This window comes from Modestobacter sp. VKM Ac-2983, from assembly GCF_026967885.1.
GTDB lineage: Bacteria > Actinomycetota > Actinomycetes > Mycobacteriales > Geodermatophilaceae > Modestobacter.
This window is the reverse complement of record NZ_JAPVBK010000004.1, coordinates 40,017-63,096: the sequence shown is the minus strand read 5'-3', so window position 1 is coordinate 63,096 and position 23,080 is coordinate 40,017. Positions and strand designations below refer to the sequence as shown.

Annotated in this window: 25 protein-coding genes and 1 riboswitch; of the genes, 16 read left to right on the top strand and 9 right to left on the bottom strand. The window is 74.6% G+C overall.

The features are described 5' to 3' along the window. Window positions 1-19 precede the first annotated feature (19 nt). The 8 genes from rpsF to O2W18_RS17450 all read left to right on the top strand — a co-directional run bounded on the left by rpsF (window position 20) and on the right by O2W18_RS17450 (window position 6,195). Entirely contained in the window at window positions 20-307 is a 288-nt protein-coding gene (gene rpsF / locus O2W18_RS17485; RefSeq protein WP_269157707.1) for a 30S ribosomal protein S6, read from the top strand. Window positions 308-309: 2 nt separating this feature from the next. Then, entirely contained in the window at window positions 310-819 is a 510-nt protein-coding gene (locus O2W18_RS17480; RefSeq protein WP_269188715.1) for a single-stranded DNA-binding protein, read from the top strand. A gap of 34 nt (window positions 820-853) precedes the next feature. Next, a complete protein-coding gene (gene rpsR, locus O2W18_RS17475) occupies window positions 854-1,090 on the top strand; it encodes a 30S ribosomal protein S18 (RefSeq protein ID WP_036333041.1) in 237 nt (78 codons plus the stop codon). Between the two features lie 11 nt (window positions 1,091-1,101). Beyond that, complete coding sequence (gene rplI, locus O2W18_RS17470) at window positions 1,102-1,548, top strand: 50S ribosomal protein L9 (protein WP_269188714.1); 447 nt, start codon at window positions 1,102-1,104, stop codon at window positions 1,546-1,548. A gap of 603 nt (window positions 1,549-2,151) precedes the next feature. Then, on the top strand, window positions 2,152-3,522 hold the full coding sequence (gene dnaB, locus O2W18_RS17465) for a replicative DNA helicase (protein WP_269169933.1): 1,371 nt from the start codon (window positions 2,152-2,154) through the stop codon (window positions 3,520-3,522). 98 nt (window positions 3,523-3,620) lie between these two features. Continuing rightward, complete coding sequence (locus O2W18_RS17460) at window positions 3,621-4,169, top strand: PadR family transcriptional regulator (protein ID WP_269188713.1); 549 nt, start codon at window positions 3,621-3,623, stop codon at window positions 4,167-4,169. Continuing rightward, window positions 4,166-4,840: an ABC transporter ATP-binding protein gene (locus tag O2W18_RS17455; RefSeq protein WP_269188712.1), complete on the top strand. Its 675-nt coding sequence runs from the start codon at window positions 4,166-4,168 to the stop codon at window positions 4,838-4,840. The genes O2W18_RS17460 and O2W18_RS17455 overlap by 4 nt, the downstream gene beginning before the upstream one ends. Continuing rightward, window positions 4,837-6,195: a hypothetical protein gene (locus O2W18_RS17450; RefSeq protein WP_269188711.1), complete on the top strand. Its 1,359-nt coding sequence runs from the start codon at window positions 4,837-4,839 to the stop codon at window positions 6,193-6,195. Before O2W18_RS17455 ends, O2W18_RS17450 begins: the two co-directional genes overlap by 4 nt. A gap of 126 nt (window positions 6,196-6,321) precedes the next feature. On the opposite strand, the gene O2W18_RS17445 is transcribed toward O2W18_RS17450, so the two are convergent. Further along, window positions 6,322-7,101: a hypothetical protein gene (locus O2W18_RS17445; RefSeq protein WP_269188710.1), complete on the bottom strand. Its 780-nt coding sequence runs from the start codon at window positions 7,099-7,101 to the stop codon at window positions 6,322-6,324. Between the two features lie 115 nt (window positions 7,102-7,216). On the opposite strand from O2W18_RS17445, the gene O2W18_RS17440 reads away from it, so the two are divergent. Then, window positions 7,217-7,831, top strand: coding sequence for a hypothetical protein (locus tag O2W18_RS17440; RefSeq protein ID WP_269188709.1), 615 nt, complete (start codon window positions 7,217-7,219; stop codon window positions 7,829-7,831). A gap of 107 nt (window positions 7,832-7,938) precedes the next feature. After that, entirely contained in the window at window positions 7,939-8,769 is an 831-nt protein-coding gene (locus tag O2W18_RS17435; RefSeq protein ID WP_269188708.1) for a GmrSD restriction endonuclease domain-containing protein, read from the top strand. Between the two features lies 1 nt (window position 8,770). On the opposite strand, the gene O2W18_RS17430 is transcribed toward O2W18_RS17435, so the two are convergent. The 3 genes from O2W18_RS17430 to O2W18_RS17420 are packed head-to-tail and all read right to left on the bottom strand — an operon-like array spanning window position 8,771 to window position 10,349. Continuing rightward, window positions 8,771-9,295, bottom strand: a complete 525-nt coding sequence (locus O2W18_RS17430) for a DUF488 domain-containing protein (protein ID WP_269188707.1) — start codon at window positions 9,293-9,295, stop codon at window positions 8,771-8,773. A gap of 8 nt (window positions 9,296-9,303) precedes the next feature. Next, on the bottom strand, window positions 9,304-9,762 hold the full coding sequence (locus O2W18_RS17425) for a cupin domain-containing protein (RefSeq protein WP_269188706.1): 459 nt from the start codon (window positions 9,760-9,762) through the stop codon (window positions 9,304-9,306). Continuing rightward, the gene (locus O2W18_RS17420; RefSeq protein WP_269188705.1) at window positions 9,759-10,349 is read right to left on the bottom strand and encodes a class I SAM-dependent methyltransferase; all 591 of its coding nucleotides are present in this window, start codon (window positions 10,347-10,349) and stop codon (window positions 9,759-9,761) included. Before O2W18_RS17420 ends, O2W18_RS17425 begins: the two co-directional genes overlap by 4 nt. Window positions 10,350-10,475: 126 nt before the next feature. Between O2W18_RS17420 and O2W18_RS17415 the strand changes: the two genes are divergently transcribed. From O2W18_RS17415 to O2W18_RS17405, 3 genes are all read left to right on the top strand, one after another. Beyond that, window positions 10,476-11,381: a right-handed parallel beta-helix repeat-containing protein gene (locus tag O2W18_RS17415; RefSeq protein ID WP_269188704.1), complete on the top strand. Its 906-nt coding sequence runs from the start codon at window positions 10,476-10,478 to the stop codon at window positions 11,379-11,381. 36 nt (window positions 11,382-11,417) lie between these two features. Then, window positions 11,418-12,752: a DNA polymerase IV gene (locus tag O2W18_RS17410; RefSeq protein WP_269188703.1), complete on the top strand. Its 1,335-nt coding sequence runs from the start codon at window positions 11,418-11,420 to the stop codon at window positions 12,750-12,752. Window positions 12,753-12,813: 61 nt separating this feature from the next. Next, complete coding sequence (locus tag O2W18_RS17405) at window positions 12,814-13,755, top strand: tetratricopeptide repeat protein (RefSeq protein WP_269188702.1); 942 nt, start codon at window positions 12,814-12,816, stop codon at window positions 13,753-13,755. 1 nt (window position 13,756) lies between these two features. On the opposite strand, the gene thiD is transcribed toward O2W18_RS17405, so the two are convergent. The 3 genes from thiD to thiM all read right to left on the bottom strand — a co-directional run bounded on the left by thiD (window position 13,757) and on the right by thiM (window position 16,028). Beyond that, window positions 13,757-14,575: a bifunctional hydroxymethylpyrimidine kinase/phosphomethylpyrimidine kinase gene (gene thiD, locus O2W18_RS17400; RefSeq protein WP_269188701.1), complete on the bottom strand. Its 819-nt coding sequence runs from the start codon at window positions 14,573-14,575 to the stop codon at window positions 13,757-13,759. Further along, on the bottom strand, window positions 14,572-15,237 hold the full coding sequence (gene thiE, locus O2W18_RS17395) for a thiamine phosphate synthase (protein WP_269188700.1): 666 nt from the start codon (window positions 15,235-15,237) through the stop codon (window positions 14,572-14,574). Before thiE ends, thiD begins: the two co-directional genes overlap by 4 nt. Beyond that, window positions 15,234-16,028 (bottom strand): hydroxyethylthiazole kinase, encoded by a 795-nt coding sequence (thiM, locus tag O2W18_RS17390; RefSeq protein ID WP_269188699.1) that lies wholly within the window; start codon window positions 16,026-16,028, stop codon window positions 15,234-15,236. The genes thiE and thiM overlap by 4 nt, the downstream gene beginning before the upstream one ends. Then, window positions 16,022-16,116, bottom strand: a riboswitch (TPP riboswitch). (Overlaps the previous gene by 7 nt.) Before the next feature lie 194 nt (window positions 16,117-16,310). Here thiM and O2W18_RS17385 point away from each other — a divergent pair. Beyond that, the gene (locus tag O2W18_RS17385; protein ID WP_269188698.1) at window positions 16,311-16,757 is read left to right on the top strand and encodes a GNAT family N-acetyltransferase; all 447 of its coding nucleotides are present in this window, start codon (window positions 16,311-16,313) and stop codon (window positions 16,755-16,757) included. On the opposite strand, the gene O2W18_RS17380 is transcribed toward O2W18_RS17385, so the two are convergent. Next, complete coding sequence (locus tag O2W18_RS17380; RefSeq protein WP_269188697.1) at window positions 16,754-18,520, bottom strand: helicase; 1,767 nt, start codon at window positions 18,518-18,520, stop codon at window positions 16,754-16,756. The two genes, O2W18_RS17385 and O2W18_RS17380, sit on opposite strands and share 4 nt — an antisense overlap. An 89-nt stretch (window positions 18,521-18,609) precedes the next feature. On the opposite strand from O2W18_RS17380, the gene O2W18_RS17375 reads away from it, so the two are divergent. Together O2W18_RS17375 and bluB are read left to right on the top strand one after the other, a co-directional pair. Next, window positions 18,610-19,452, top strand: coding sequence for an alpha/beta fold hydrolase (locus tag O2W18_RS17375; protein WP_269188696.1), 843 nt, complete (start codon window positions 18,610-18,612; stop codon window positions 19,450-19,452). Then, window positions 19,449-21,179 (top strand): 5,6-dimethylbenzimidazole synthase, encoded by a 1,731-nt coding sequence (bluB, locus tag O2W18_RS17370; RefSeq protein WP_269188695.1) that lies wholly within the window; start codon window positions 19,449-19,451, stop codon window positions 21,177-21,179. Before O2W18_RS17375 ends, bluB begins: the two co-directional genes overlap by 4 nt. Here the strand turns inward: bluB and O2W18_RS17365 are convergent. Beyond that, window positions 21,176-22,981 carry a SpoIIE family protein phosphatase gene (locus O2W18_RS17365; protein ID WP_269188694.1) on the bottom strand — a complete coding sequence of 602 codons (1,806 nt, stop codon included), beginning with the start codon at window positions 22,979-22,981 and terminating at the stop codon, window positions 21,176-21,178. The genes bluB and O2W18_RS17365 overlap by 4 nt on opposite strands. Window positions 22,982-23,080 lie beyond the last annotated feature (99 nt).

The window sequence follows — 23,080 nt, the reverse complement described above, 5'->3', positions numbered from 1 at the left end:
AGAGGAGGTGGGGTTCTCCGTGCGTAACTACGAACTGATGATCATCCTCGACCCCGAGCTCGAGGAGCGGACCATCGCTCCCAGCCTGGATCGTTTCCTGACCGTCGTCACCAACTCCGGTGGCACCGTCAAGACGGAGATCTGGGGCCGCCGTCGGCTGGCCTACGAGATCGACAAGAACGCCGAGGGCATCTACGCGATCGTCGACATCCAGGCCGAGCCGGCCGCCGTCGCCGAGCTGGACCGTCAGCTGAACCTCAACGAGTCCATCCTGCGCACCAAGCTGATGCGCCCCGAGGCTCACTGACCATGGCCGGCGAGACCGTCATCACCGTCATCGGGAACCTGACGGCCGACCCGGAGCTGCGGTTCACCCCGTCCGGCGCCGCCGTCGCCAACTTCACCGTGGCCTCGACCCCCCGCACCTTCGACCGTCAGTCGCAGGAGTGGAAGGACGGCGAGGCGTTGTTCCTCCGGTGCAACGTCTGGCGTCAGGCGGCGGAGAACGTCGCCGAGTCGCTCACCCGCGGTTCGCGGGTCATCGTGTCGGGCCGGCTGAAGCAGCGGTCCTTCGACACGAAGGAAGGCGAGAAGCGCACCGTCATCGAGCTGGAGGTCGACGAGATCGGCCCCTCTCTGCGGTACGCCACCGCCAAGGTCACCCGCGCTGCGCGCAGCGAGGGTGGCGGCGGCGGGTTCGGCGGCGGCGGCGGCAACAGCGGTGGCAGCGGTGGCGGTGGTGGTGGTGGCTTCTCCGGTGGCGGAGCGAGCGACCCCTGGTCCACCCCGCCGGCGTCCTCCGACGAACCGCCTTTCTGATCCCCCCTCTCTGTACTGATCTCTGGAGAACCCAGTGCCCAAGCCTCCCCCCCGCAAGATCAAGAAGAAGGTCTGCCAGTTCTGCAAGGACAAGGCGACCTACATCGACTACAAGGACACGACCCTGCTGCGGAAGTTCATCTCCGACCGCGGCAAGATCCGTGCCCGCCGCGTCAGCGGCAACTGCAGCCAGCACCAGCGTGACGTCGCCGTGGCCGTGAAGAACAGCCGCGAGATGGCACTGCTGCCCTACACCTCCACGGCGCGCTGATCATGAGCACCATGAAGCTGATCCTGACGCAGGAGGTCACCGGTCTCGGTTCCTCCGGCGACACCGTCGAGGTCAAGGGCGGGTACGCCCGCAACTACCTCCTGCCCCGCGGGCTGGCCATGGTGGCCACCCGTGGTGCCGAGAAGCAGGTCAACAGCCTGCGCCGGGCGCGGGCTGCCCGCGACGTGCGTTCGCTCGAGGAGGCCCAGACGGTCGCCGGTCAGCTCTCGCAGCTGACCGTCACGCTCCCGGCCCGCTCGGGTGACGGCGGCCGCCTGTTCGGTCGCATCACCACCGCCGACGTCGCTGCTGCGGTCACCGCTGCCGGCGGCCCGGAGCTCGACCGTCGCCGGATCGAGCTGCCCAGCAGCATCAAGAGCCTCGGCACCCACACCGTCACGGTGCGGGTCCACCCGGAGGTCTCCGTCCCGGTCACCCTGGACGTCGTCGCCGGCTGATCGAGGCCGCTCTTCCACAGCACCGCCCACGAGGGGCGTCGGACTCCGGTCCGGCGCCCCTCGTGGCGTTCCCGAGGCCCGGTCGACGCCCTCCCGTGTCGACACGGGTGCGGACGCCACCGTGGACGGCAGGTGAACGTCACCGCCGGCCGGCCGGGTGTCCTCGGCGACCGTCTGCGTCGTGGGTCACCGAGCCGGGTCGCCGACCGTTACGCGTGTGACCTGCGGGGATCCGCCGACACGCCCGGGCCGCGAGTTCTGCGGGAAGTTGCCGGATTTCTTCCGTCCACACCCCGGGACAGGCCCCCGTGCAGGTGACGAGGGGGTGACGGGGACACGACGTCCGCGGTTCCACCGCGGTCTCCACACGGTGACCGGCTCCATCCACCGACTTGTCCACAAGTTGTGCAGATCGGCGTGCACAGCGGTGTTGGACGCGCCCCCTCCCCGGTTCCTAACGTCACCCCAGCTACCGCCGGGCGCGAACTGTCGGCGCCCGGTGGTAGCTGTTGTGCGAACAGCAGTTCGAACGGCAGCGGGAGCAGGGCGCGCCGCACGCAGGCCTCCAGGTCTGGGTGGGCGCGGGACGAGGAGGACATCAGCGTGGCGGTCGTCGAGGACATCAGCAGGCCGAGGGTCACGGCTCCGGAGTACGACCGGCAGCCCCCTCAGGACGTCGCTGCCGAACAGTCGGTGCTCGGCGGCATGCTGATGAGCAAGGACGCGATCGCCGACGTGGTGGAGGTCCTGGCCGGTCCCGACTTCTACCGCCCGGCGCACCAGGTCGTCTTCGACGTCGTCCTCGACCTGTACGGCCGGGGTGAGCCCGCCGACGCGATCACCGTCGCCGCGGAGCTGAACCGCACCGACCAGCTGTCGAAGATGGGCGGTGCGGTCTACCTGCACACGCTCATCGCGTCCACCCCGACCGCGGCGAACGCCGGGTACTACGCGGCGATCGTCGCCGAGCAGGCGGTGCTGCGGCGGCTGGTCGAGGCCGGTACCCGGGTGGTGCAGCTCGGCTACGGCGCCGCCGGTGGCAAGGGCGACGTCGACGACATCGTCGATCGCGCCCAGCAGGAGATCTATGACGTCACCGAGAAGCGGATGAGCGAGGACTACTCCCGCCTCGCCGACGTCCTGCAGCCGACGATGGACGAGCTCGACGCGATCGCCTCCCGGGGTGGCACGGCCCGCGGTGTCCCCACCGGGATCCGCGACCTCGACGAGCTCACCAACGGCCTGCAGGCCGGCCAGATGGTCGTCATCGCCGCCCGACCCGGTGTCGGCAAGAGCACGCTGGGGCTGGACATCGCGCGGTCGGCCACGGTGAAGCACCACATGCCCGCGGCGATCTTCTCCCTCGAGATGAGCAAGCACGAGATCACGATGCGTCTGCTGTCGGCCGAGGCGAAGGTCCCGCTGCACCACATGCGCGCCGGCACGCTGTCGGACGAGGACTGGTCGAAGCTGGCCCGCCGGATGGGCGAGATCGCCGACGCCCCGCTCTACATCGATGACTCACCGAACATGACGATGATGGAGATCCGGGCGAAGGCGCGGCGGCTCAAGCAGCGCAACGACCTCAAGCTCATCGTCATCGACTACCTGCAGCTGATGACCTCGGGCAAGAAGGTCGAGAGCCGCCAGCAGGAGGTCTCGGAGTTCTCCCGTGCGCTGAAGCTGCTGGCCAAGGAGCTCGAGCTCCCGGTCATCGCGATGAGCCAGCTGAACCGTGGCTCGGAGCAGCGTCAGGACAAGAAGCCGATGCTGTCGGACCTCCGTGAGTCCGGCTCGATCGAGCAGGACGCCGACATGGTCATGATGATCCACCGCGAGGACATGTACGAGAAGGAGTCCCCGCGGGCCGGCGAGGCCGACATCATGCTGGTCAAGCACCGCAACGGCCCCACCGCGAACGTCACCGTCGCCTTCCAGGGCCACTACAGCCGCTTCGTCGACATGGCGAACTGACCGGCGTCCAGCAGCCGCAGCCGAGAGGTGGGAACGCCTCTCGGCTGCGGCCCGTGTCGCTATTCACAAAGTGTGTACTCGTGGTGTAGACACGAGGCATGTCGTTGACCGAGCTGCACCTGGCCCTGCTCGCGGGCGCCCCGCGGCACGGGTACGACATCAAGCAGGAGCACGACTCCTGGTTCCCGGACACCCGTCCGCTCCCCTACGGCCAGGTGTACGCGACGTTGGCGCGCTTGCAGCGCGATGGACTGGCCGAGGTGGTGGAGACCCGCGTGGACGGGGGCCCCGAGCGGACGGTGTACGCGCTGACCGCTGACGGGGCGGCGCGGTTGCGCGCCTGGCTGGCCGAGCCTGCTGCGCCGACCGGTGCCGGTGCCGAGGAGATCGTGCGCAAGACCGTGTCGGTCCTGCACACCGGCATCGACGTCGGCGGGTTCGTCGCCCGCCAGCGCGCTGCTCACCTGCGCCGCATCCGTGAGCTGCAGGCCACCCCACCCGGTGCCGGCCCGGCCGAACGGCTGGTCCGTGAGCACCTCATCGCGCACCTCGACGCCGATCTGCGCTGGCTGGAACTGGCCACCGAGCTGCTGCTGTCCCCGGATGACCAGCCGACCGTTCGTCCCGACGAGAGGAAGCCCGCATGAGCACGGTGGAACTGTCCGGTGTCAGCCATGCCTACGGCCGCACCCAGGCGCTCAGCGACGTGTCGATCACCGTCGAGCCCGGTGAGGTCGTCGCGGTCACCGGGCCCAGCGGATGCGGGAAGTCGACCCTGCTCATGCTCGCCGCCGGAGTGCTGCGCGCCCAATCGGGCCGCATCACGGTCGCCGGTACCGATCTGACCGGGGCGGACGACGCCTCCCGCGCCCGGCTCCGGCGCCGCGAGGTGGGCCTCGTCCTGCAGTTCGGGCAACTGGTGCCCGACCTGTCGGTGCGCGACAACGTCGCGCTGCCGCTGCTGCTGGGAGGTCACCGGCCGGCCGATGCCCGAGCTGCCGCGGATGGCTGGCTCGAACGCGTCGGACTGGACGTCGAACCGGACACGTTGCCCGCGGACCTGTCCGGCGGGCAGGCTCAGCTGGCTGCTGGGGCCCGGGCACTGGTCGCCGGCCCGCGGCTGCTGCTGGCTGACGAGCCGACCGCGAGCCTGGACGCCACCAGTGGCCGGGCGCTGCTGGACCTGCTGGTGACCACCACGGTGCAGGCCGGGGGTTCGGTGGTCCTGGTCAGCCACGACAACGCGGTGGCCGCGCGCGCCGACCGCGAGATCCGACTGCGCCGCGGCACCGTCGCCCACCAGGTGGCCCTGTCATGAAGCCGGCCACCCTCTGGCTGCTGGCGGCCCCGCACGTGCGGGCCTCCCGGACCCGAGCAGCCCTGGTGGCGGCCGGCACCGCGGCCGCCGGCGGACTCGTCCTGGTCACCGTGGCCCTGTTCCGCGTGCCGGCCTTCGCGCTCCCACCGCGCGGGAGCACCGAGCGCTACGAGGTCACCTACGACGCCCGGTACGCCGGCATCGTGACCAGCGCCGAGACCCGGATCGGGGTGGCCACCGCGGTGCTGCTGGTCGCCGCCACCGCCCTGGTGCTGGCCTGGCAGGCCGTCTCCTCCGGCAGTGCCCGCCGCCAGCGCCGCGACCACGCGCTCAGCACTGCCGGCGCGACGCCCGGCGACCTGCGTCGACTGGGCGCGATCGAGGCCGCCGTCGCCGGTGTGGCCGGCGGACTGCTCGCCGGGCCGGTCTACCTGCTGCTGTGGTTGCTCCTCGGACCCGTCCAGCCGGCCACCAGCCGCCTGTTGCCCGCCCTGGCACCCGCGGACCTCACTGCCTGGGCCTGCGTGGTGGCCGGCTCGGCGGCACTCGCCACCGCTGCCGGTGCCCGCGCGGCCACCCGGCGGCACCGGCGTCCGCTCAGCGGCTGGTGGTGGCTGGTGCTGTCGATCGTCGCGCTCGCCGGCATGGTCGTCCTCCCCCAGCTGGGCCAGGGTGACCGGCAGCTGCAGGTCGTCCTCATGTCGGTCGCCGTGTCGTTGCTGCTGATGGTCGCCCTCGCCGGCGGGGCGTCCTGGGCGCGGGCCAAGGCCAGGAGGATGAGCCGCCGAGGCGGGACGACGGACCTCCTGGCGGCCGGCGGGCTGCGCGCCCTCGCCGGACCTGCGGGACGCGCGGCGGGAGTGCTGCTGGGGGTCGGCCTGACCGTGGGCGTCGCGACCGTGATGCTGGGGAACACCCTGCGTCAGATGACCGACCTCGGCTCGGACGGTCACCTGACCGGGATCGTCCTGGCTGCCGTCGCGGCGGGGTTGGCGGCGCTGGCCGGTCTCGCGACGATCGCCCTGGCGGCTCTCGACGACCTGCTCACCAATCGCCGGGGACTGGCCGCCATGGCTGCCGTCGGTGCCGACCTGGCCCGGGTGCAGGCCCTGCAACGGCGGCGCCTGCGGGCGGCGACGATCGCGCCCCTGGTCACCGGCCTGCTCGTCGGCGGACTCGGCTTCGGTGCCCTGACGGCCGGCGGCGAACCAGCGTCCAGCACCGATGCGTGGCCGTTGGTCGTCGTCGCTCCCGCCGCCGTCGCCCTCCTCCTGCTCGCCAGTGGCGGCATCGTGCGGCTGCTCAGCAGTCGCACCCGCGAGGCGATCGACCCGGCCAACCTCCGCGTCGCATGACCGCCGAGGAACCCGCGAGCGTGATCGCCGCCCGGCAACTCGCCGCGGACGCCCACGCTCGACGCCACCTCACCGGCCCGGGCACGGAGGCCAGGGCCTCCTCGGCCCACCGGCGCCGCACCGGGATCAGAGCGGGGCGAACAGCGACGTGGGGAGCACCGGATCCAGGCGCAGCTCCAGCCACTCGGTGACCTCTGCGAGGTCCCCGTCGACGAACTTGCTCGCCCGCACGATGATCCCGGTGCCGACGTCGACGGCGAGCCGGAACTCGTCCCCGCCGGTGATCATGTCGAGCGGTGACCCGGTCCACTTCCAGCGTTCGTCGTCGGGGACATCCGTGCGGGGACGGGCACCCACCTCGATGCAGTCGCGGCCGGCCAGCTGTGTCCGGCCACGGGGGGTGAGGGAGAACAGCGCCGGCACGTAGCCGGGGCACAGCAGCGCGTCGATGATGTCAGCGCCACCGTGGCCATGGTCCACGTTGCCGTGGTTGGTGGAGATCTCCGTCCCGGTGCGCGCCCAGAACGTGTCCTGGTCGACCACCAGCAGGTCGGCGCGGTGCTCCTCGCCACGGCCGGACACCAGTTCGGCTCGCCGACGCCGGAGCGGCCGGTCGGCAGCGACCTCCAGCACCGTCTCGAGCACGTCGTCGGCCGGCCCGCCCGAGTCGTCGCCCGCGTCGCCCGAGCCCTCATCCGACGTCGACACCAGCCAGGTCACCGCGTCGGGATCCTGAGCGCTCCGCCGCTCGTAGTGCCGATGGAACGCACGGATCACCAGGTCCTGGCGACGCCAGTGCCGCGTGACCCCCGCGGCGGTCGACCAGGCGGTGTCTGCGGCACGCACCAGCTCTACCAGGGCGAGCTCACCCGCCGACTCCGCGCGCCCCGCTTCCTCGGTGGTCACCGGCCCAGCATGCCCGTTCACTCGATCGGGGATACGAGACCGGGGCGACTCAACCATCGGTGCCCGGCTGCCGATGTTCCAGGCAACGCATCACCCACCGACCTGGAGGTCACCTGTGTTCTCGCTCCTCTCCGGCCTGCTCGCCAAGGCCGTCTCCGCCTCACTGGCCGCGAAGGTGGCCGCCGGCACGACGGCCCTCGTCGTGGCCGGCGGGGGTGCTGCCGTGACCACCCAGGTGGTCACCGCCGCTGCCGAGCCCACGACGTCGGAGGTCAGCACCACGGAGACCACCGACGTCACCGACCCCACGGACGTCGCAGACCCGACCGTGGCCCCGGAGACCACGGAGCCGACCGCCGCCCCCGAGGCGCCGGAGACCGAGGAGCCCACGGCCGACCCGACGGCCGACCCGACGACCGAGCCGACGCCCGAGCCGGAGCCGGAGGAGCCCGAGGAGCCCGCGGCCCCCGAGGTGCCGGCCGAGCCGTCGGCCCCGGCCAACCACGGGCAGGCCGTCTCGTCGGTCGCCAAGTCCAGCTTCGCGACGGGCCGCGAGCACGGCCAGGCCGTCTCCTCCGCAGCGCGCAACAAGGCGAGCAAGAACGAGCCTGCTCCTGCCCCTGCGCCCGCCCCCGAGGTCGACACCGCCGAGGCCGTCGAGGTCGCCAGCACCGCTGACGCAGCCGGCAACGGCAACGGCAACGGCAACGGTCGGGGTGGCCGAGGCTGATCCCCCAGCGCCGGGCGGCGACACGTCGCCCGGCGCGCCCGGCAGGTGCGCGGATCCGGGCCGCACGGAACCTACCGTCGGGGCTGGCCGACTCTCGGGGGCTCCACGTGAAACACCGCATCACCGCGCTGGCCGCGCTCGCCGTCCTCGGCACCGCCGCCTGCGCGCCGGCCGACGCCCCGGCCACCCCGGCCGCCGACGCCGTCTCCGAGGCCGCTCAGCAGTCCGCCTCCGCCGCCGACGTGCTGGCCACCCTCCCGGTCAAGGGCCGCGCTCCGAAGACCGGGTACGACCGTGACGAGTTCGGCGCCACCTGGGCCGACGTCGACCGCAACGGCTGCGACACCCGGAACGACGTGCTCGCCCGCGACCTCACCGACGAGCAGTTCCGACCCGGCACCCAGGACTGCGTGGTGGTCAGCGGCACCCTGGTCGACCCGTACACCGCACAGACCATCGCCTTCGAGAAGGGCGACGGCAGCAGCGTGGACATCGACCACGTCGTCGCGCTCAGCAACGGCTGGCAGACCGGTGCCTTCGCGTGGGACGAGCCCCGTCGCACCGCCTTCGCCAACGACCCGCTCAACCTCCTGGCCGTCGACTACTCGGCGAACCGGCAGAAGGGCGACGGCGACGCCGCCACCTGGCTGCCGTCCGACCGCGGGTACCGCTGCGCCTACGTCGCCCGGCAGGTCGCGGTGAAGGCCGGCTACGGGCTGTGGGTCACCCAGGCCGAGCACGACGCCATCGCCCGCGTGCTCGACACCTGCCCCGGCGAACCGGTCCCGACGTCGTCCGCGCCGCCGGCCGACCCGGCCGCCGCGCCCTTCACCAACTGCGACGCTGCCCGGGCCGCCGGTGCCGCACCCCTGCACCGCGGTGACCCGGGATGGTCCGACGCGATGGACGGCGACGGGGACGGCACCGCCTGCGAGTGACTCAGCCCGGCCAGTGCACCGCTCCGTCGGCACCGAGGACGGCGCCCTCGGCGGGCCGGTGGGGGGTCAGCCGGCCGTCGGGCATCAGGTGGTCCACCGGCAGCCCGCGGGCCAGGACGACGACGTCGGCGATCAGCCGCCGGTGGCAGCGCCACCACACGCTCTCGCTGCACATCACCGCCACCGTGCGGTCGGCCGCGGCGGCCAGCACCTCGTCCAGAGCAGCGGCGAACTCGGTGGTGCGGGTGTGCGCGGCGTACGCGGCGAACTGGGCCACCGTCCACCACCCGTCGGCCACCGGCTCGCCCGCGGGCAGCCGGCGCCGGCCGCCGAGCCGCTCCTCCCAGCGGTAGGTGACCCCCGCCGCCGGGAGCCACGCGGTGAGCGCCTCGCGCCGGACGTCGGGGTTCACCCGGCTGCCCGGGAACCGCCGGACGTCGACGACCTCGGCCACGCCCGCGTCGGAGAAGCGGGTCAGCAGGCGAGTCCGGTCCTCGGGCCCGTGGCCGACGGTCAGCAGTGGCACCGCACGCCTCAGTCGCGCAGGTTGAGCTGGTCGTGCCGGAGCGCGAACGCGTCGATCTCCGCAGGTGACGGGGTCCGCCCACCGGCGTGCAGCTCCAGCAGCCCGGTGAAGTACTCCTCCCGCGGGATGCCCGGGGTGAAGAGGATGAGGAAGCGGGCCCCGACGTCCGGCCCCACCGACCGGAACCCGTGGACCCCGGAACGGGGCACGTGGACCAGGTCACCGGCGTGCGCCGTCGTCCACTCGCCGTTCGCCAGCACCGCCAGCGACCCCTCGAGCACGTGGAACGACTCGCTGAACGTGCGGTGCAGGTGCGGCCCGGGGCCGCTGCCGCCGGGGGCCATGGTCACCTCGAACAGCCCGAGGTCGCCGCGGGTCTGTGCACCGGTGGCGACGAACCTGGTCCGGCCCGCCGACGGCTGGTCCGCCCGCCGGGAGAAGGTCGCCGGGTCGGGCAGCAGCGTCATGCCGGACGCAGGACGGCGACCAGGAAGTCCGCGTCCGGTGAGTACGGCCGCAGGTCCCAGGTGGACAGCAGCACGTCCGGGGTCAGCCCGGCGCCCTCGGCGTCGGCCAGGAACTCCTCGAAGGGGTACCCGCGCCCCGCCCCGAAGCCGATCGCCGCCCGGCCGTCCGGGCGCAGGTGGGTGCGGAAGCGGCGGAGCACCTCGCCGCGCGTGCTCGGTGCCAGGAAGGCCATCACGTTGCCGGCGCAGACGATCCCGTCGAACGGGTCCGGCAGGTCGAGCTCGGCCAGGTCGCCGACGATCCAGCGGGGCCCGGGGTGGTCGGCCTCGGCGGCGGCGATCAGCACCGGGTCGGCGTCCACCCCGACCACCTCGTGCCCGGCGTCGGACAGGACGGCGCCGACCCGGCCGGGACCGCAGCCGGCGTCCAGCACCCGGGCGCCGCGGGGCAGCAGCGCATCGACCAGCCGCGCCTCCCCCGCCAGGTCCGTGCCCTCGGCGGCCAGCCGGCGGAACCGTTCGACGTAGGCGGTGGAGTGCGCCGGGTCCTCCTGGGACATCCGGCTCCAGCTGCTCTGCTCGACCATGCGGATCTGGACTCCTCTGTTCGGGCGCGGGCCGGTCGTTGGCGGCTGCACCGGTCCCCCGTAGCTTCCTCCCACCCCGGCTGCCGGCGTAACGGTGTCCAGGTCCCCCGACGACTGGAGTCCCCCGTGCCCAAGCGTGTCCTCGCCGGGGCGGTCGTCACCGCCGCCGTCGTCCTCGGGATGCCCTCGGTGGCCTCCGCGGCCGAGCAGCTCACCGTCTGTGCCACCGGGTGCGACCACCCGACCATCGCCGACGCCGTGTCGGCGGCGGCCGCCGGTGACACCGTCCGGGTCACCGAGGACCTGTCGGTCGCCGGTGCGACGACGGTCGGCAAGGCGGTCACGATCACCGCCGACCCCGGGGTCGTGATCACCCAGACCGGTGCCAACGCCCGCACCTTCACCGTCACCCCCGGGGGCAGTGGGGCGACCATCTCCGGTCTCGAGCTGACCAGTGCGAGCCTGGTGCGCGGGGAGTTCATCGGGGTCAACGGCGCCGACGACGTCACCATCTCCGGCAACACGGTGTACGGACCGGTCCAGCAGGGGCCGATGAGCGGCTGGGTCACCAACCGGGCCTGGACCAACAACGACGTCGACGGTCTCACCGTCACCGGCAACACCCTGCACACGCTGCGCACCGGCGGGTACGTCGACGGCGGCTCCGGGGTCATCACCGGCAACGTCACCTGGAACACCAAGGGCGACTACCTGCTCGGCGAGCAGGCCGACTTCCGGATCACCGGCAACAGCGCGGGGGACCCGAGCCTGCCCAGCGAGTGGGGCATCGTCGTCTTCGCCGTCAACGAGACGCCCTACGACGTCCAGGGGCTCGGCGCGGCCAACGACTGCCTCACCGTCTGGGACCAGGCGACGGGTGAGACGTTCATCGACGGGAACTGCGACGGGATCGCCGACACCGCGCCCCCGGCCAGCAAGGACGAGTGCAAGAAGGGCGGCTGGGCCTCCTTCAACAACCCATCGTTCCGCAACCAGGGGCAGTGCGTGAGCGAGGTGGCCACGCGCGGCTGAGCCGGGTCTGCCGCACCGCGCGGCATCATGGAGGGCGTGCGTCGGGAGCCCAGCGTCCTGCACCTGGACCTCGACGCCTTCTTCGCCGCCGTCGAGCAGCGGGACAAGCCCTCCCTGCGCGGCCGGCCGGTCGTCGTCGGTGGCACCGGCGGCCGCGGCGTCGTCTCCACCGCCTCCTACGAGGCCCGGGCCTTCGGCGCCCGCAGCGCCATGCCCACCGCCGAGGCTCGCCGGCTCTGCCCGGCGGGCACCGCATTCCTCGGTGGCCGCTTCGCCGCCTACCGGCGGACGTCGGAGGTGGTGATGGCGTTGCTGCGCGAGCTGTCCCCGCTGGTCGAGCCGGTCTCCATCGACGAGGCCTACGTCGACCTCGCCGCCGGTGACCACGACCTGTCGGTCCCCGGGGTCACCGCACTGGCGGCCGACCTCAAGGCCCGGATCGCGGTCGCCACCGGCGGGGTCACCGGGTCGGTCGGGATCGGCACCTCCAAGGCGGTGGCGAAGATCGGCTCCGAGCTGGACAAGCCGGACGGGCTGACCGTCGTCCCGCCCGGGGAGGAGCTCGCCGTCCTGCACCCCCTCCCGGTGCGCGCGCTGGGCGGCGTCGGGCCGGCGACCGCCGAGCGGCTGGCCCAGATCGGGGTGAAGACGATCGGCGACCTGCACCGGCTGTCCCTGGTCGACCTCACCAGCCTGGTCGGCCAGGCGCACGGCGCCGGGCTCTACCGGCTGGCCCGCGCCGACGACGACCGGCCGGTGGTCACCGACCGGGAGGCCAAGTCGGTCAGCGCCGAGGAGACCTTCGCCCGCGACCTGACCGACCCGGCCCGCCTCGCCGCCGAGATCGAGGCGCTGGCGACCCGGGTGGGCAGCCGGCTGCAGCGCTCGGGCACCTCGGGGCGGACGGTGACGCTGAAGGTCCGCCGCTACGACTTCAGCACCCTCACCCGCTCCCAGACCCTGGCCCACGCCGTCGACGACCCGCGGCAGATCGCCGAGATCGCCCACCGGCTGCTCGGCGCCGTCGACCGCAGCGGCGGCCTGCGGCTGCTCGGTGTCGGAGTCTCGGGTCTGTCGCCCTATGCCCAGGGCGACCTGTTCGCCGAGCCGTCGGAGGTGGTCCAGCCCGTCGAGGTGGTGGAGCCCGCCGAGCCGCCGGCCGATCCGGCACCGGGGCCCGCCGTCGTCCTCTGGTACCCGGGGCAGGACGTCGTCCACCCGGAGCTCGGTTCGGGCTGGGTGTGGGGCAGCGGACTCAACCGGGTGACCGTCCGGTTCGAGGGCCCGCGCACGACGCCCGGTCCGGTGCGCACCCTGGCCGCCGACGACCCGGACCTGCAACCGGCCGATCCGCCGGACTGGACCCCCTGAACGGGTGGCCCCGCCCCTTCGGGGCATGCGCCCGAGCCCATGATCACGACAGACTGCCGACGTGCCCCTGGACCCGGAGAACACCCCCGACGTCGACGTCCTCGTCGACCGGGGGTGCGCACTCGCCGACATGGGCGACCACGAGCGGGCGGTCGAGCTCCTCGGGACGGCGGCGGCGCACGGTGACCCCGTGGCCCTGCGCCACCTGGGCTCCTGCCTGGGCGTCCTCGGGCGCTGGGCAGAGGCAGCGGTGGTGCACCGCCGGGCGGCCGACGCCGGGCAGGACGCCGCCTGGCTCGACCTGGCCCGGGCGCTGCTGCGGCTGGGCTGCTGGTCGGAGGCGGAGTCCGCTGCCCGGACCGCCGTGGACCGCGGGGACGCCGGTGGCTGGGCCGCGCTGAGCGAGGCGTTGCAGGGCCAGGACCGGGCCCCGGAGGCCGAGCGGGCGTTCCGGGTGGCCGCCGAGCGTGGTGCGGACGCCGCGGCGTTGGAGCTGGCGTACCTGCTGCGGTCGTCCGGACGGCAGCTGGCGGCCTGGCACTGGGCGCAGGCCGCCGCGGACGCCGGCAACCCGGTGGCCCGCGCCACCCTGGCCTGTTGGCGCTGGCAGGAGAGCCGCGACCTCGCGCTGGAGCCCGAGCTGCGGGCCGGCGCCGACCACCACCCGCACACCCGGACCGCCCTGGCCGACCTGCTGCGCTGCACCGGCCGGGTCGAGGAGGCCCGGGTGGTGCTGGAGCGGGGCGCGGCCCGCGGCGAGCTCGCGAGCTGGCTGCCGCTGGGCAACCTCTACCGGGACGAGCTCGACGACGCCGTCGCCGCCGAAGCCGCCTACCGGGCCGGTGTCGAGGGCGGTGACCTGCACGCTCACCACGACCTGGGGGTGCTGTTGCTGGAGACCGGCGACGTCGACACCGCCGTCGAGCACTTCTCCATCGCCGCCGCCGGCGGGGACGAGCTGGCGGCCCGGTTGCTGCGCGAGGTCCTCGCCGAGGAGGGCTGACCTACCAGCGCCCCGCGAAGTGGTGCACCGGCCCGTGCCCCGAGCCGACCCCGAGCGACTCCCCGGCCTGGAGCGCGGCCTGCAGGTAGTCGCGGGCCTCGTCGACCAGCGGCGCCCAGTCCAGCACGTTCCCCGCCTGCCGTGCGCGGGCGGCGAGCGCGGCGAGCGCGGAGGACAGCGTGCAGCCGGTGCCGTGGGTGGACGACGTCCGCACCCGCGGCCGCCGGGTCTCCAGCACCCCGGCCGCCGTCGCCAGGACGTCGACGCTCTCCTCCCCACCGAGGTGCCCGCCCTTGAGCAGCACCGCCGCCGGTCCGAGCTCCAGCAGCGCGCGGGCCTGCGGGGCCAGCTCCTCGACCGTCGTCGCCGGTGGCACGTCGAGCAGGGCCGCGGCCTCGGGCACGTTCGGGGTGAGCAGGTCGGTCACCGGCAGCAGGTCGGTGCGGACGGCGTCGACCGCCTCCTCCGAGATCAGCCGATCGCCGCTGGTCGCCACCATCACCGGGTCGCAGACCACCGGCCCGCCCGGGCGGCCGGCCAGCGCCGCGGCGACCGTCCGCACGACGTCGGCGGTGCCCAGCATGCCGAGTTTGGTGGCGTGCACGGTCACGTCGTCCAGCAACGTGGCCAGCTGCTCGCCGACGAAGCCGGCCGGCACCAGGTGCACCCCGGTGACGCCGCGGGTGTTCTGCGCGGTCAGCGCGGTGAGCACCGCGGTGCCGTAGACGCCGAGGGCGCTGAAGGTCTTGAGGTCGGCCTGGATGCCAGCGCCGCCGCTGGGGTCGCTCCCGGCCACGGTGAGGGCCACGGCGGCGGTCATCGGGCCACCAGCTTCCCGGCCAGCGCGGTGCGCAGCGTCCGGGCGGCGGCCGCCGGGTCGGCGGCGGCGCAGATGTCGGAGACCACGCAGATGCCGTCGACCCCGGTGCCGGCCACGGCGGCCGCCGTGGCGGCGGAGATCCCGCCGATGGCCACCGACAGCAGCCCACCGGCGCGGGCGCGGGCGGCCAGCTCCCGGGTGCCGTCGAGCTCCAGGGCGGCGCCGGCGTCCGGCTTGGTCGGGGTCGACCAGACCGGGCTCAGGCCCACCAGGTCCGCGGTGCCGGCGCGGAGGGCCAGGACGGCGTCCAGCTCGGCGGCGCTGCCGACGGAGACGCCGACCAGGGCGTCCGGGCCCAGCAGCCCGCGGACGTCGGCGGGCGGCAGGTCGTCCTGGCCCACGTGCACGCCGTCGGCCCCGGTGAGCAGGGCGACGTCGACGGCGTCGTTCACGAACAGCCGCACCTCCGGGGTCGGCCGGAGCACCTCCTGCACCGCACGGGTGAGCGCCAGCAGGTCGCGGCGGCCCGCGGTCTTGTCCCGCACCTGGACGGCGGTCACGCCACCGGACACGGCTGCGGCGACCACCTCGGGCACCGACCGGGGCGCACAGAGCAGCGTGTCGGTGACCAGGTAGAGCCGCGGGTCGAAGCCGGCCCTCATGAGGTGCGGACGTCGGCGCGGGCGAGCGCGTCGCCGTCGACCGCGTCCAGCGCGTCCAGCCACAGCGCGGCGAACGTGCCCGGCCCGGCGGCGAGCCCGGCGGCGGCCTCGGCGGCCAGCGCGACGTGCGCGTGGCCGGCGACGACGGCGGTGAGCGGGTCACGCGTGGTCGCGACGTAGGCGGCGACGATGCCGCCCAGGGCGCAGCCGGCGCCGGTGGTGCGGGTGAGCAGCGGGGACCCGCCGCCCACCCGGACGACCCGCTCCCCGTCGGTGACGACGTCGACCGGTCCGCTGACGGCGACGATGCCCCCGGTCCGCCGGGCCAGGTCCCCGGCCGCCTCGAGCGCGGCCTCCGGGGAGTCGGTGCTCTCCACGCCGCGGCCGCCCTTGCCGGCGCCGGCCAGGGCGAGCACCTCGGAGGCGTTCCCGCGGACCACGGTGGGGCGGAGGTCGACCAGGTCGGCGGCGAGCTCGGTGCGGAAGGTCAGCCCGCCGACGGCCACCGGGTCCAGCACCCACGGGGTGCCGACGTCGGTGGCGGTGCGGGCGGCGAGCCGCATCGCCTCGGCGGTGCGCTGCTGCACCGTGCCCACGTTGACCAGGACCGCGGAGGCGACGGCGGCGAACTCGCCGGCCTCGGCCGGGTCGTCGACCATCGCCGGGGCCGCACCGATCGCCAGCAGCGCATTGGCGGTGATCGTCTGCACGACCGTGTTGGTCAGGCAGTGCACCAGGGGTGCGGAGTCGCGCAGCGCCGTGCGGGCGGTGCGCAGATCGATGACGTCCATCGCGGTGACATCCCTTCGCCAGTACCAACTGGAGCAGGTTCGACGGGTGTGCTCTCAGTCCCCAGGTGGGACACCCCGTGTCAGCCATCGACGCTAACACCGGCTTTCCCGAGGGAACGCCGCCGGGTCGCTGAGCTGCGGGTTCTGTCCTACCCCGGTCCTGGCGTCGGGTCATGGTGCAGTCGTGGCGGTGCGGAAGCTGTCGGTGCCGGACGTGGAGGAGCTGGCCCATTGCGATCACCTGCGGCGGGCGGCGTCCTGACGGCTTGCGACGATGCACCGGTGACCGATGCACCCGCCCTGCGCGAGGCCGCCTTCGCCGAGCTGACCCCCGCCGAGCTCTACGGGATCCTGCGGCTCCGGGTCGACGTCTTCGTCGTGGAGCAGGCCTGCCCGTACCCCGAGCTGGACGGCCGGGACCCCGAGCCGACCACCGTGCACCTCTGGCACGAGGCCGATGACGGCACCGTGCTGTCCACCATCCGGGTGCTGCACAACGGCGAGGACCGGGCCATCGGCCGGGTCGCCACCGCGGAGGGCGCCCGGGGTCGGGGCCTGTCGGCCCAGCTCGTCGCCCGGGGCATCGAGCTGTGCGAGGGCCGGCGCATCGACATCGGCGCGCAGGCGTACCTGGAGTCCTGGTACGCGCGATTCGGGTTCCGCCGCTCCGGGCCGGACTACGTCGAGGACGGCATCCCGCACCTGCCGATGCGGCTCGCCCAGCGCTAGTCGGAACCGGTGAGCGAGGTCGCCGGCAGCCAGTCGGCGTCGAGCAGCTCGGCGATCTGCTGCAGCCCGGCGGTGTCGCCGCCGGCGGTCGAGCCGGTGACCGCCAGCCGCTCGACCATCACCCGGGCCACGTCCTCCTCGACGGTGTCCTGGGCGAACGCGACCCGCCACGGTGAGACCTGGTGGTCGCGGTGCGTGCGGCCGGTGACCTGCCGGGCGGCGATCCCGGAGAACCGTGGCTGGTGGAACAGCCCGACCCGCGGCGTGGTCGACGCAGCGCGGCCGCCGGGCAGCACCTCACCGGCGTGCAGGCTGATCGAGGCGGTCACGGTGAACACGCACACCGGCGCCTCCCCGGTCTGGAAGCGCAGCCGCTCGGCCTCCACGTCGAACCGGTCCCGGCCGTAGATCGAGGCGACGGCGACGCCGCCGTCCAGCAGGGCCTCGCGGATCGGGTCGGCGGCGGTCTCGACGAACTCCACCGACACCGCGACCTGCCGGTCGGCCTCCACCTGGGCCTTGACCCAGTCGACCGTCGCCGCCGCCCGGATCAGCCCGGCCTTCTGCCGGAACCGCAGCAGCGCAGCCCGGCCGCGCGCGGTCTCCCGTTTCCGGCGGGCCAGCTGCATCTCCGCGCGGAACACCGACCACTCGGCCTCGTACTGCGCCCGCTCGGCCGGCGTCAGCTCGACCGGGGTGCCGGTGACCGACACCGGTCCCCACGGGGCGGGGCGGTGCAGCGTGGCCGGCGGGTCGGTGTCGGCCAGCCAGCTGCGCAGCCGGGTCAGGTCGGCCCGGCGCTCGTCGGGGTCCTCGGTCCAACTCCAGCCGTAGCGGGCACGTTCCACGTGGAACCCGTGCGCGGCGAGCCGGCTGGGCAGGTCGGCCCACTCCTTCAGCGGTTCCCCGTGGACGGCGGCGAAGTGCGGCGCCAGGTAGGGCAGCTCCAGCGGGGTGTGTGCCGGGGTCGCGGTGGCCAGCAGCACGTAGGGCGCGTCCTTGACCCGGCCGGCGCCGGAGACCGACTTCCAGTGCTTCCACCGCTGGGTCGTGGTGTGCCGCACCATGTGCGCCTCGTCGGCGATCACGACGTCGAACCGGGTGCCGGTGGCCTTGGTCAGCCCGGCCACCTTGCCCAGCCGGTCCCAGGTGGTCACGCACCAGCGCAGGTCGCTGTCGCCGAAGGCCGCGATGGAGCGGGCCCAGTGCGGCACCGTGATGGCGGCCGGCCGGTCGGCGACCACGAGCACGGTGCGCACCGGCCGCCGGGTGGCGATCTGCTGGACCGCGAGGACGGCGGTGCCGGTCTTGCCCACGCCCGGGTCGTCGCCGAGCAGGAACATCCGCCCGCCGGCCGCCTCGTGCGCGGCGATCACCGCTGCCCCGCTGACCTGCTCCGGCCGCGGCGACATCGGGCGGCCCGCCGGCACCGGGCGGGGCTCGGCGTTGAGCTCGTCCTCGAGGAACCGTTCCAGGCTGTACGGCGGCGGGTCGTAGGGCGCCAGCGCCGCGGGCAGCGTGGCGCCCACGTACACGTGCGCCGACAGGCCGGCGTGCCAGCTCGCCCCCGGCGCCGGGGCGCGGAACGGCACGGCGAGCACCCAGACCCGCTCCCCCGGCCCGGCGACCGGCAGCTCGGCGCCCACCTTCGGGGCGGCCTTGCGGGCGGCCGCCTTCCGCGGCGCGGCCTTCCGGGTGGCCGTCGTCGTGTGGGCGGTGCTGCTGCGGGTCGAGCTGGTGGGGCGCCGTCGGCGTCCGGGCACGGGGTTCTCCTGGGAGTCGACGACCGGTTCCTCGACGTTACGGGCGCCCACCGACAGCCAGGCGCAGCGACATGTGCTGCGATCAGCGCATGACCGAGGACATCCGCCTGTCGGCCCGCACGCTCGGCGACACCGGGCCCCGCGTGGTCTTCGTGCACGGCCTGTTCGGCCAGGGCCGCAACTGGACGACGATCGCCAAGGCGCTGGCCGCCGACGGGCACCGGGTCACCCTGCTCGACCTGCCCAACCACGGGCACTCGCCGTGGACCGACCGGGTCGACTACGGCGACATGGCCGAGTTCGTCGCCGCCGAGCTGGCCCAGCTGGGCGAGCCGGTGACGCTGGTCGGGCACTCGATGGGCGGCAAGGTGGCGATGCAGCTGGCGCTGCGCCGGCCCGAGCTGCTCCGCGCCCTCGTCGTCGTCGACATCGCCCCGACCGACTACCCCGAGTCCGGCGGCCGCACCGAGGACCCCGACGAGGAGGCCTCCCCGTTCGCCGCCTTCATCACCGCCATGCAGGGCATGGACCTCGACCGGCTGGAGACCCGGGAGGACGCCGACCAGGCGCTGCGCGCCGCCGTCCCCAGCACGATGGTCCGGTCGTTCCTGCTGCAGAGCCTGGTCCGGGACGGCGTCGGGGAGGGCGACGGCTGGCGCTGGCGGCTGAACCTGGAGACCCTCGCCCGCGACCTGGGCGAGCTGCGCCGGTTCCCCGACCCGCCGCCGGGGGCCACCTACGAGGAGCCGGTGCTCTGGATCGCCGGGGCCAACTCCACCTACGTCCTCGACAGCGACCGGCCGCGGATGGACGAGCTGTTCCCGACGACCCGGCTGGTCCGGGTGAAGAACGCCGGGCACTGGGTCCACTCCGAGCAGCCCGCGGTGTTCCTGGAGACCGTCCGCCGGTTCCTCGCGCAGGTCGAGGGATGACCACCTGGCCCCGGCCGGTGCCGCTGATCGGCGACGGCACCGCGGCGTCCGAGCGTGCGGCCGACCCCGCCGGCTGGGCCCTGCCGGCGGCCGACCGGGCCGGGCTGTACCGGACGGTCGAGGCCCGCCGGGACGTCCGGCGGTACCGGCCGGACCCGGTGCCCGACGAGGTGCTCACCCGGGTGCTCACCGCCGCGCACCAGGCGCCGTCGGTGGGGCACAGCCAGCCGTGGCGGTTCGTCGTCGTCCGGGACGCCGGCATCCGGGACACCGCCGCCGTCCTCACCGACCGGGAGCGGCTGCGCCAGGCCGCCCAGCTCGACCCGGACGCCGCGGCCCGGCTGCTGGACCTGCAGCTGGCCGGTGTGCGGGAGGCGCCGCTGGGCGTCGTCGTCTGCTGCGACCGGCGGGCGCCCGCGGCCGGTGTGCTCGGCCGGGCGACCTTCCCCGACGCCGACCTGTGGAGCTGCGCCACCGCCGTCCAGAACCTGTGGCTGGCCGCCCGGGCGGAAGGGCTGGGCGTCGGCTGGGTGACGCTGTTCCGGCCCGAGGAGCTCGCTGACCTGCTCGGGCTGCCCGACGGGGTGGTCACCCTCGGCTGGCTGTGCCTGGGCTGGCCCGACGAGCGTCCGCCGTCCCCCGGCCTGGAGCGGGCCGCCTGGTCGCGCCGGCAGCCGTTGTCCGACGTCGTCCTGGCCGACCGGTGGCCGGCGGAGGAGGCTGCGCCCGCGCCGCCGCCGTCCCGGCTGCGCAGCCCGGCGCCCGAGCAGGTCGTCGGTGCCCGGGACGACGCCGACCGGCTGCTCACCCCACCGGGGTCGCTCGGCGTGCTGGACGGCGCGGTCGCCCGGGCGGTGGCGCTGGGCCGGGGGGACCTGACCGGGGGCGTGCTGCTGCTCGCCGCCGCCGACCACCCGGTCACCGCGCACCACGTCTCGGCCTATCCGGGCTCGACCACCCGGGACGTCGCCACCGCCGCGGTCGCCGGGGTCGCCCTCGGCGCCACCGCCGCCCGGTCGGTGGGGCTCGGCCTGGTCGTGGTGGACGCCGGCGTCACCGGCCCTGCGGTGCCCGGCGCGGTCGCTGCCCGGCCGGCCGGGGCCCGCGGGGACCTGGTGAGCGGACCGGCGATGACGGCGGCGGACACCGCGGCGCTGCTCGCGGCCGGCCGGGCGCTGGGCGCCGAGCACGGCCGGGCGGGGCTGGTCGCCCTGGGCGAGGTCGGCGTCGGCAACACCACGGTCGCCGCCGCGCTGGCCGCCGCACTGTTGCACGTGGAACCAGCCGAGGTCGCCGGGCTCGGGTCCGGGGCGGATTCGGTCATGGTGGAGCGCAAGCGGGACGTCGTCGCGGCGGCGCTGGACCGGGCCGGCACCGACCTGGACCCGCAGACCGCGCTCGCCGAGCTGGGCGGCCCGGAGCTGGCCGTGCTCGCCGGGATGGTGCTGGGGGCGGCGGAGGTCGGGGCGGTCGTCGTCCTGGACGGCTTCGCCACCGCGGTCGCCGCGCTGGTCGCCGTCCTGCTGGAGCCGGCGGCGCAGTCGGCGCTGGTGGCCGGCCAGCGCAGCCGGGAACGCGGCTGCGACGCCGTGCTGCAGGCCCTCGGCTGCGAGCCGCTGCTGGACCTCCGGCTGCGCGCCGGCGAGGGGGTGGGCGCGGTGCTCGCCGCCGGGCTGCTGCTGCAGGGGCTGCGGCTGCGCCGGGAGACCGCCCGGGTCGACTCCTAGCGGGGTTCGCCCGGTGCGGCGTCCACCCGGATGGCGATGAGGGCGACGTCGTCGTCGGCACCGGCGGCGGGCAGCAGCGTCTGGACCACGCGGTCGCACAGCTGGTCCAGCCCCAGGCCGGCGGCATCCGAGAGCACCTCGACCAGGCGCCCGAGGCCCTGGTCGAGGTCCCGGGCACCGGCCGGGCCGGCGCCGTTCTCGATGAGCCCGTCGGTGTAGAGCAGCAGGGTGGAGCCCGCCGGCAGCGCGCAGCGGTGCTCGGGGCGGGACCGGTCGGGCAGCACGCCCAGCGGCAGCCCGACCGGGTCGGTGAGGACCTCGACCCGGCCGTCGGCGTGCAGCAGCAGCGGCGGGGGGTGCCCCGCCGAGGACCAGCGGACGGCCCGGTCGGCGCCCGGGTCGGGCTCGATCTGGGCGACCAGGACGGTGGCGAACACGTCGTGCCCGAGGGTGTCGCAGGCGGCGTCCACGGCGGTCAGCACGGCGCCGGAGGCCGTGGTGCCGTCGTGGCCGGCCATCCGCAGCATCGTGCGCAGTTGACCCATCGTGGCCGCCGCCTCGATGTCGTGGCCGGCGACGTCGCCGATGATCAGGCTGGTGACGCCACGGGCGTCCAGGTAGGCGTCGTACCAGTCGCCGCCGACCAGCTGGGCGTCCCCGGCCGGCTGGTAGCGGGCAGCCAGCTGCAGGTGGTCGGGCTGCGGCAGCACCGGTGGCAGCAGCGCGCGCTGCATCGTCTCCGACACCGACCGCTGCCACGCGTAGGCGAGGGCGTTCTCCACCACCAGTGCGGCGCGGTCGGCCATCGCGGTGACCAGTTCCTGCTCGACCTCGGTGTAGGGCACCGCTGCACCGGTTCGGGCGACCAGCAGCACCGCGATCACCACACCGCGGCTGGTCAGCGGCGCGACCAGGGCGCTGCGCACCCCCAGTCGGGCAGCGGCGTCCTCCTGGGCGGGGGTGAGCGGCGCGCCGGAGGGCACGTCGATCAGCTCGACCCGGCCGGTGGCGGCCACGCGACCGGGCCCGGACGCCTCCCCGACCCGCCGTCCGGCACCGTGGACCCACTCCTCCAGGACGGCGAGCTGCGCGGGGTCGGAGTGCCGGACGGCGACCGGCGCGAGGCTGCCGTCGCGCTCCACGGTGCAGACGTAGGCGAAGTCGCCCAGTGCCGGGACGGCCAGCCGGGCGATCGCCTGCCAGACGCCCCCCGGCTCCAGACCGGAGGTGAGCAGGTCACCGATGCGGGACAGCAGGGCGGCGCGGTCGGCCTCGGCCCGGGCCTCCGCGCGGGCCAGCTCGGCCTGGGCGGTGGACACCCGGAGCGCGACCTCGCGGGAGGCGATGGCCGCGAGGTCCTCCAGCAGCTCGACGTCGTCGGCGGTCCACTCGTGGACGTCGGTGTCCACCACGCAGAAGCTGCCCAGCACCTGCCCGTCCGGGGTGTACACCGGGAAGCCGGCCCAGGCGCGGACGTCCACGCCCCCGATCGACGTGATGTCCCGGGTCCGCTGGTCGGCGGCCACGTCGACCAGCACCATCGGGTTCCCGTCCAGCACGTGCTGGCAGAAGGACTCCTCGACGGTGGTCTGACCCGGGCTGTCCGCGGCCATGCCCTGGTGGCTCAGCCAGTAGGCGCGCTCGTCGTCGACGACGGTGAGGAGGGCCAGCGGCGCCCCGGTCAGCCGCCGGGCGAGGGCGGTCAGCCGGTCGAAGGACTCCTCGGCAGCACCGTCGAGCAGGTCGGTGGCGCGCACGGCGGCCACTCGTGCGGGGGCGTTGACGATCTCCTGACCGGTCACCGGGCAGGACGCGGAGGAGCTGCCGGGATCGGAGGGTGCACAACAGCAGTGAACACGACGCGCACGACGGTCGGGGGCCCGCGCGCGAGGACGATGACG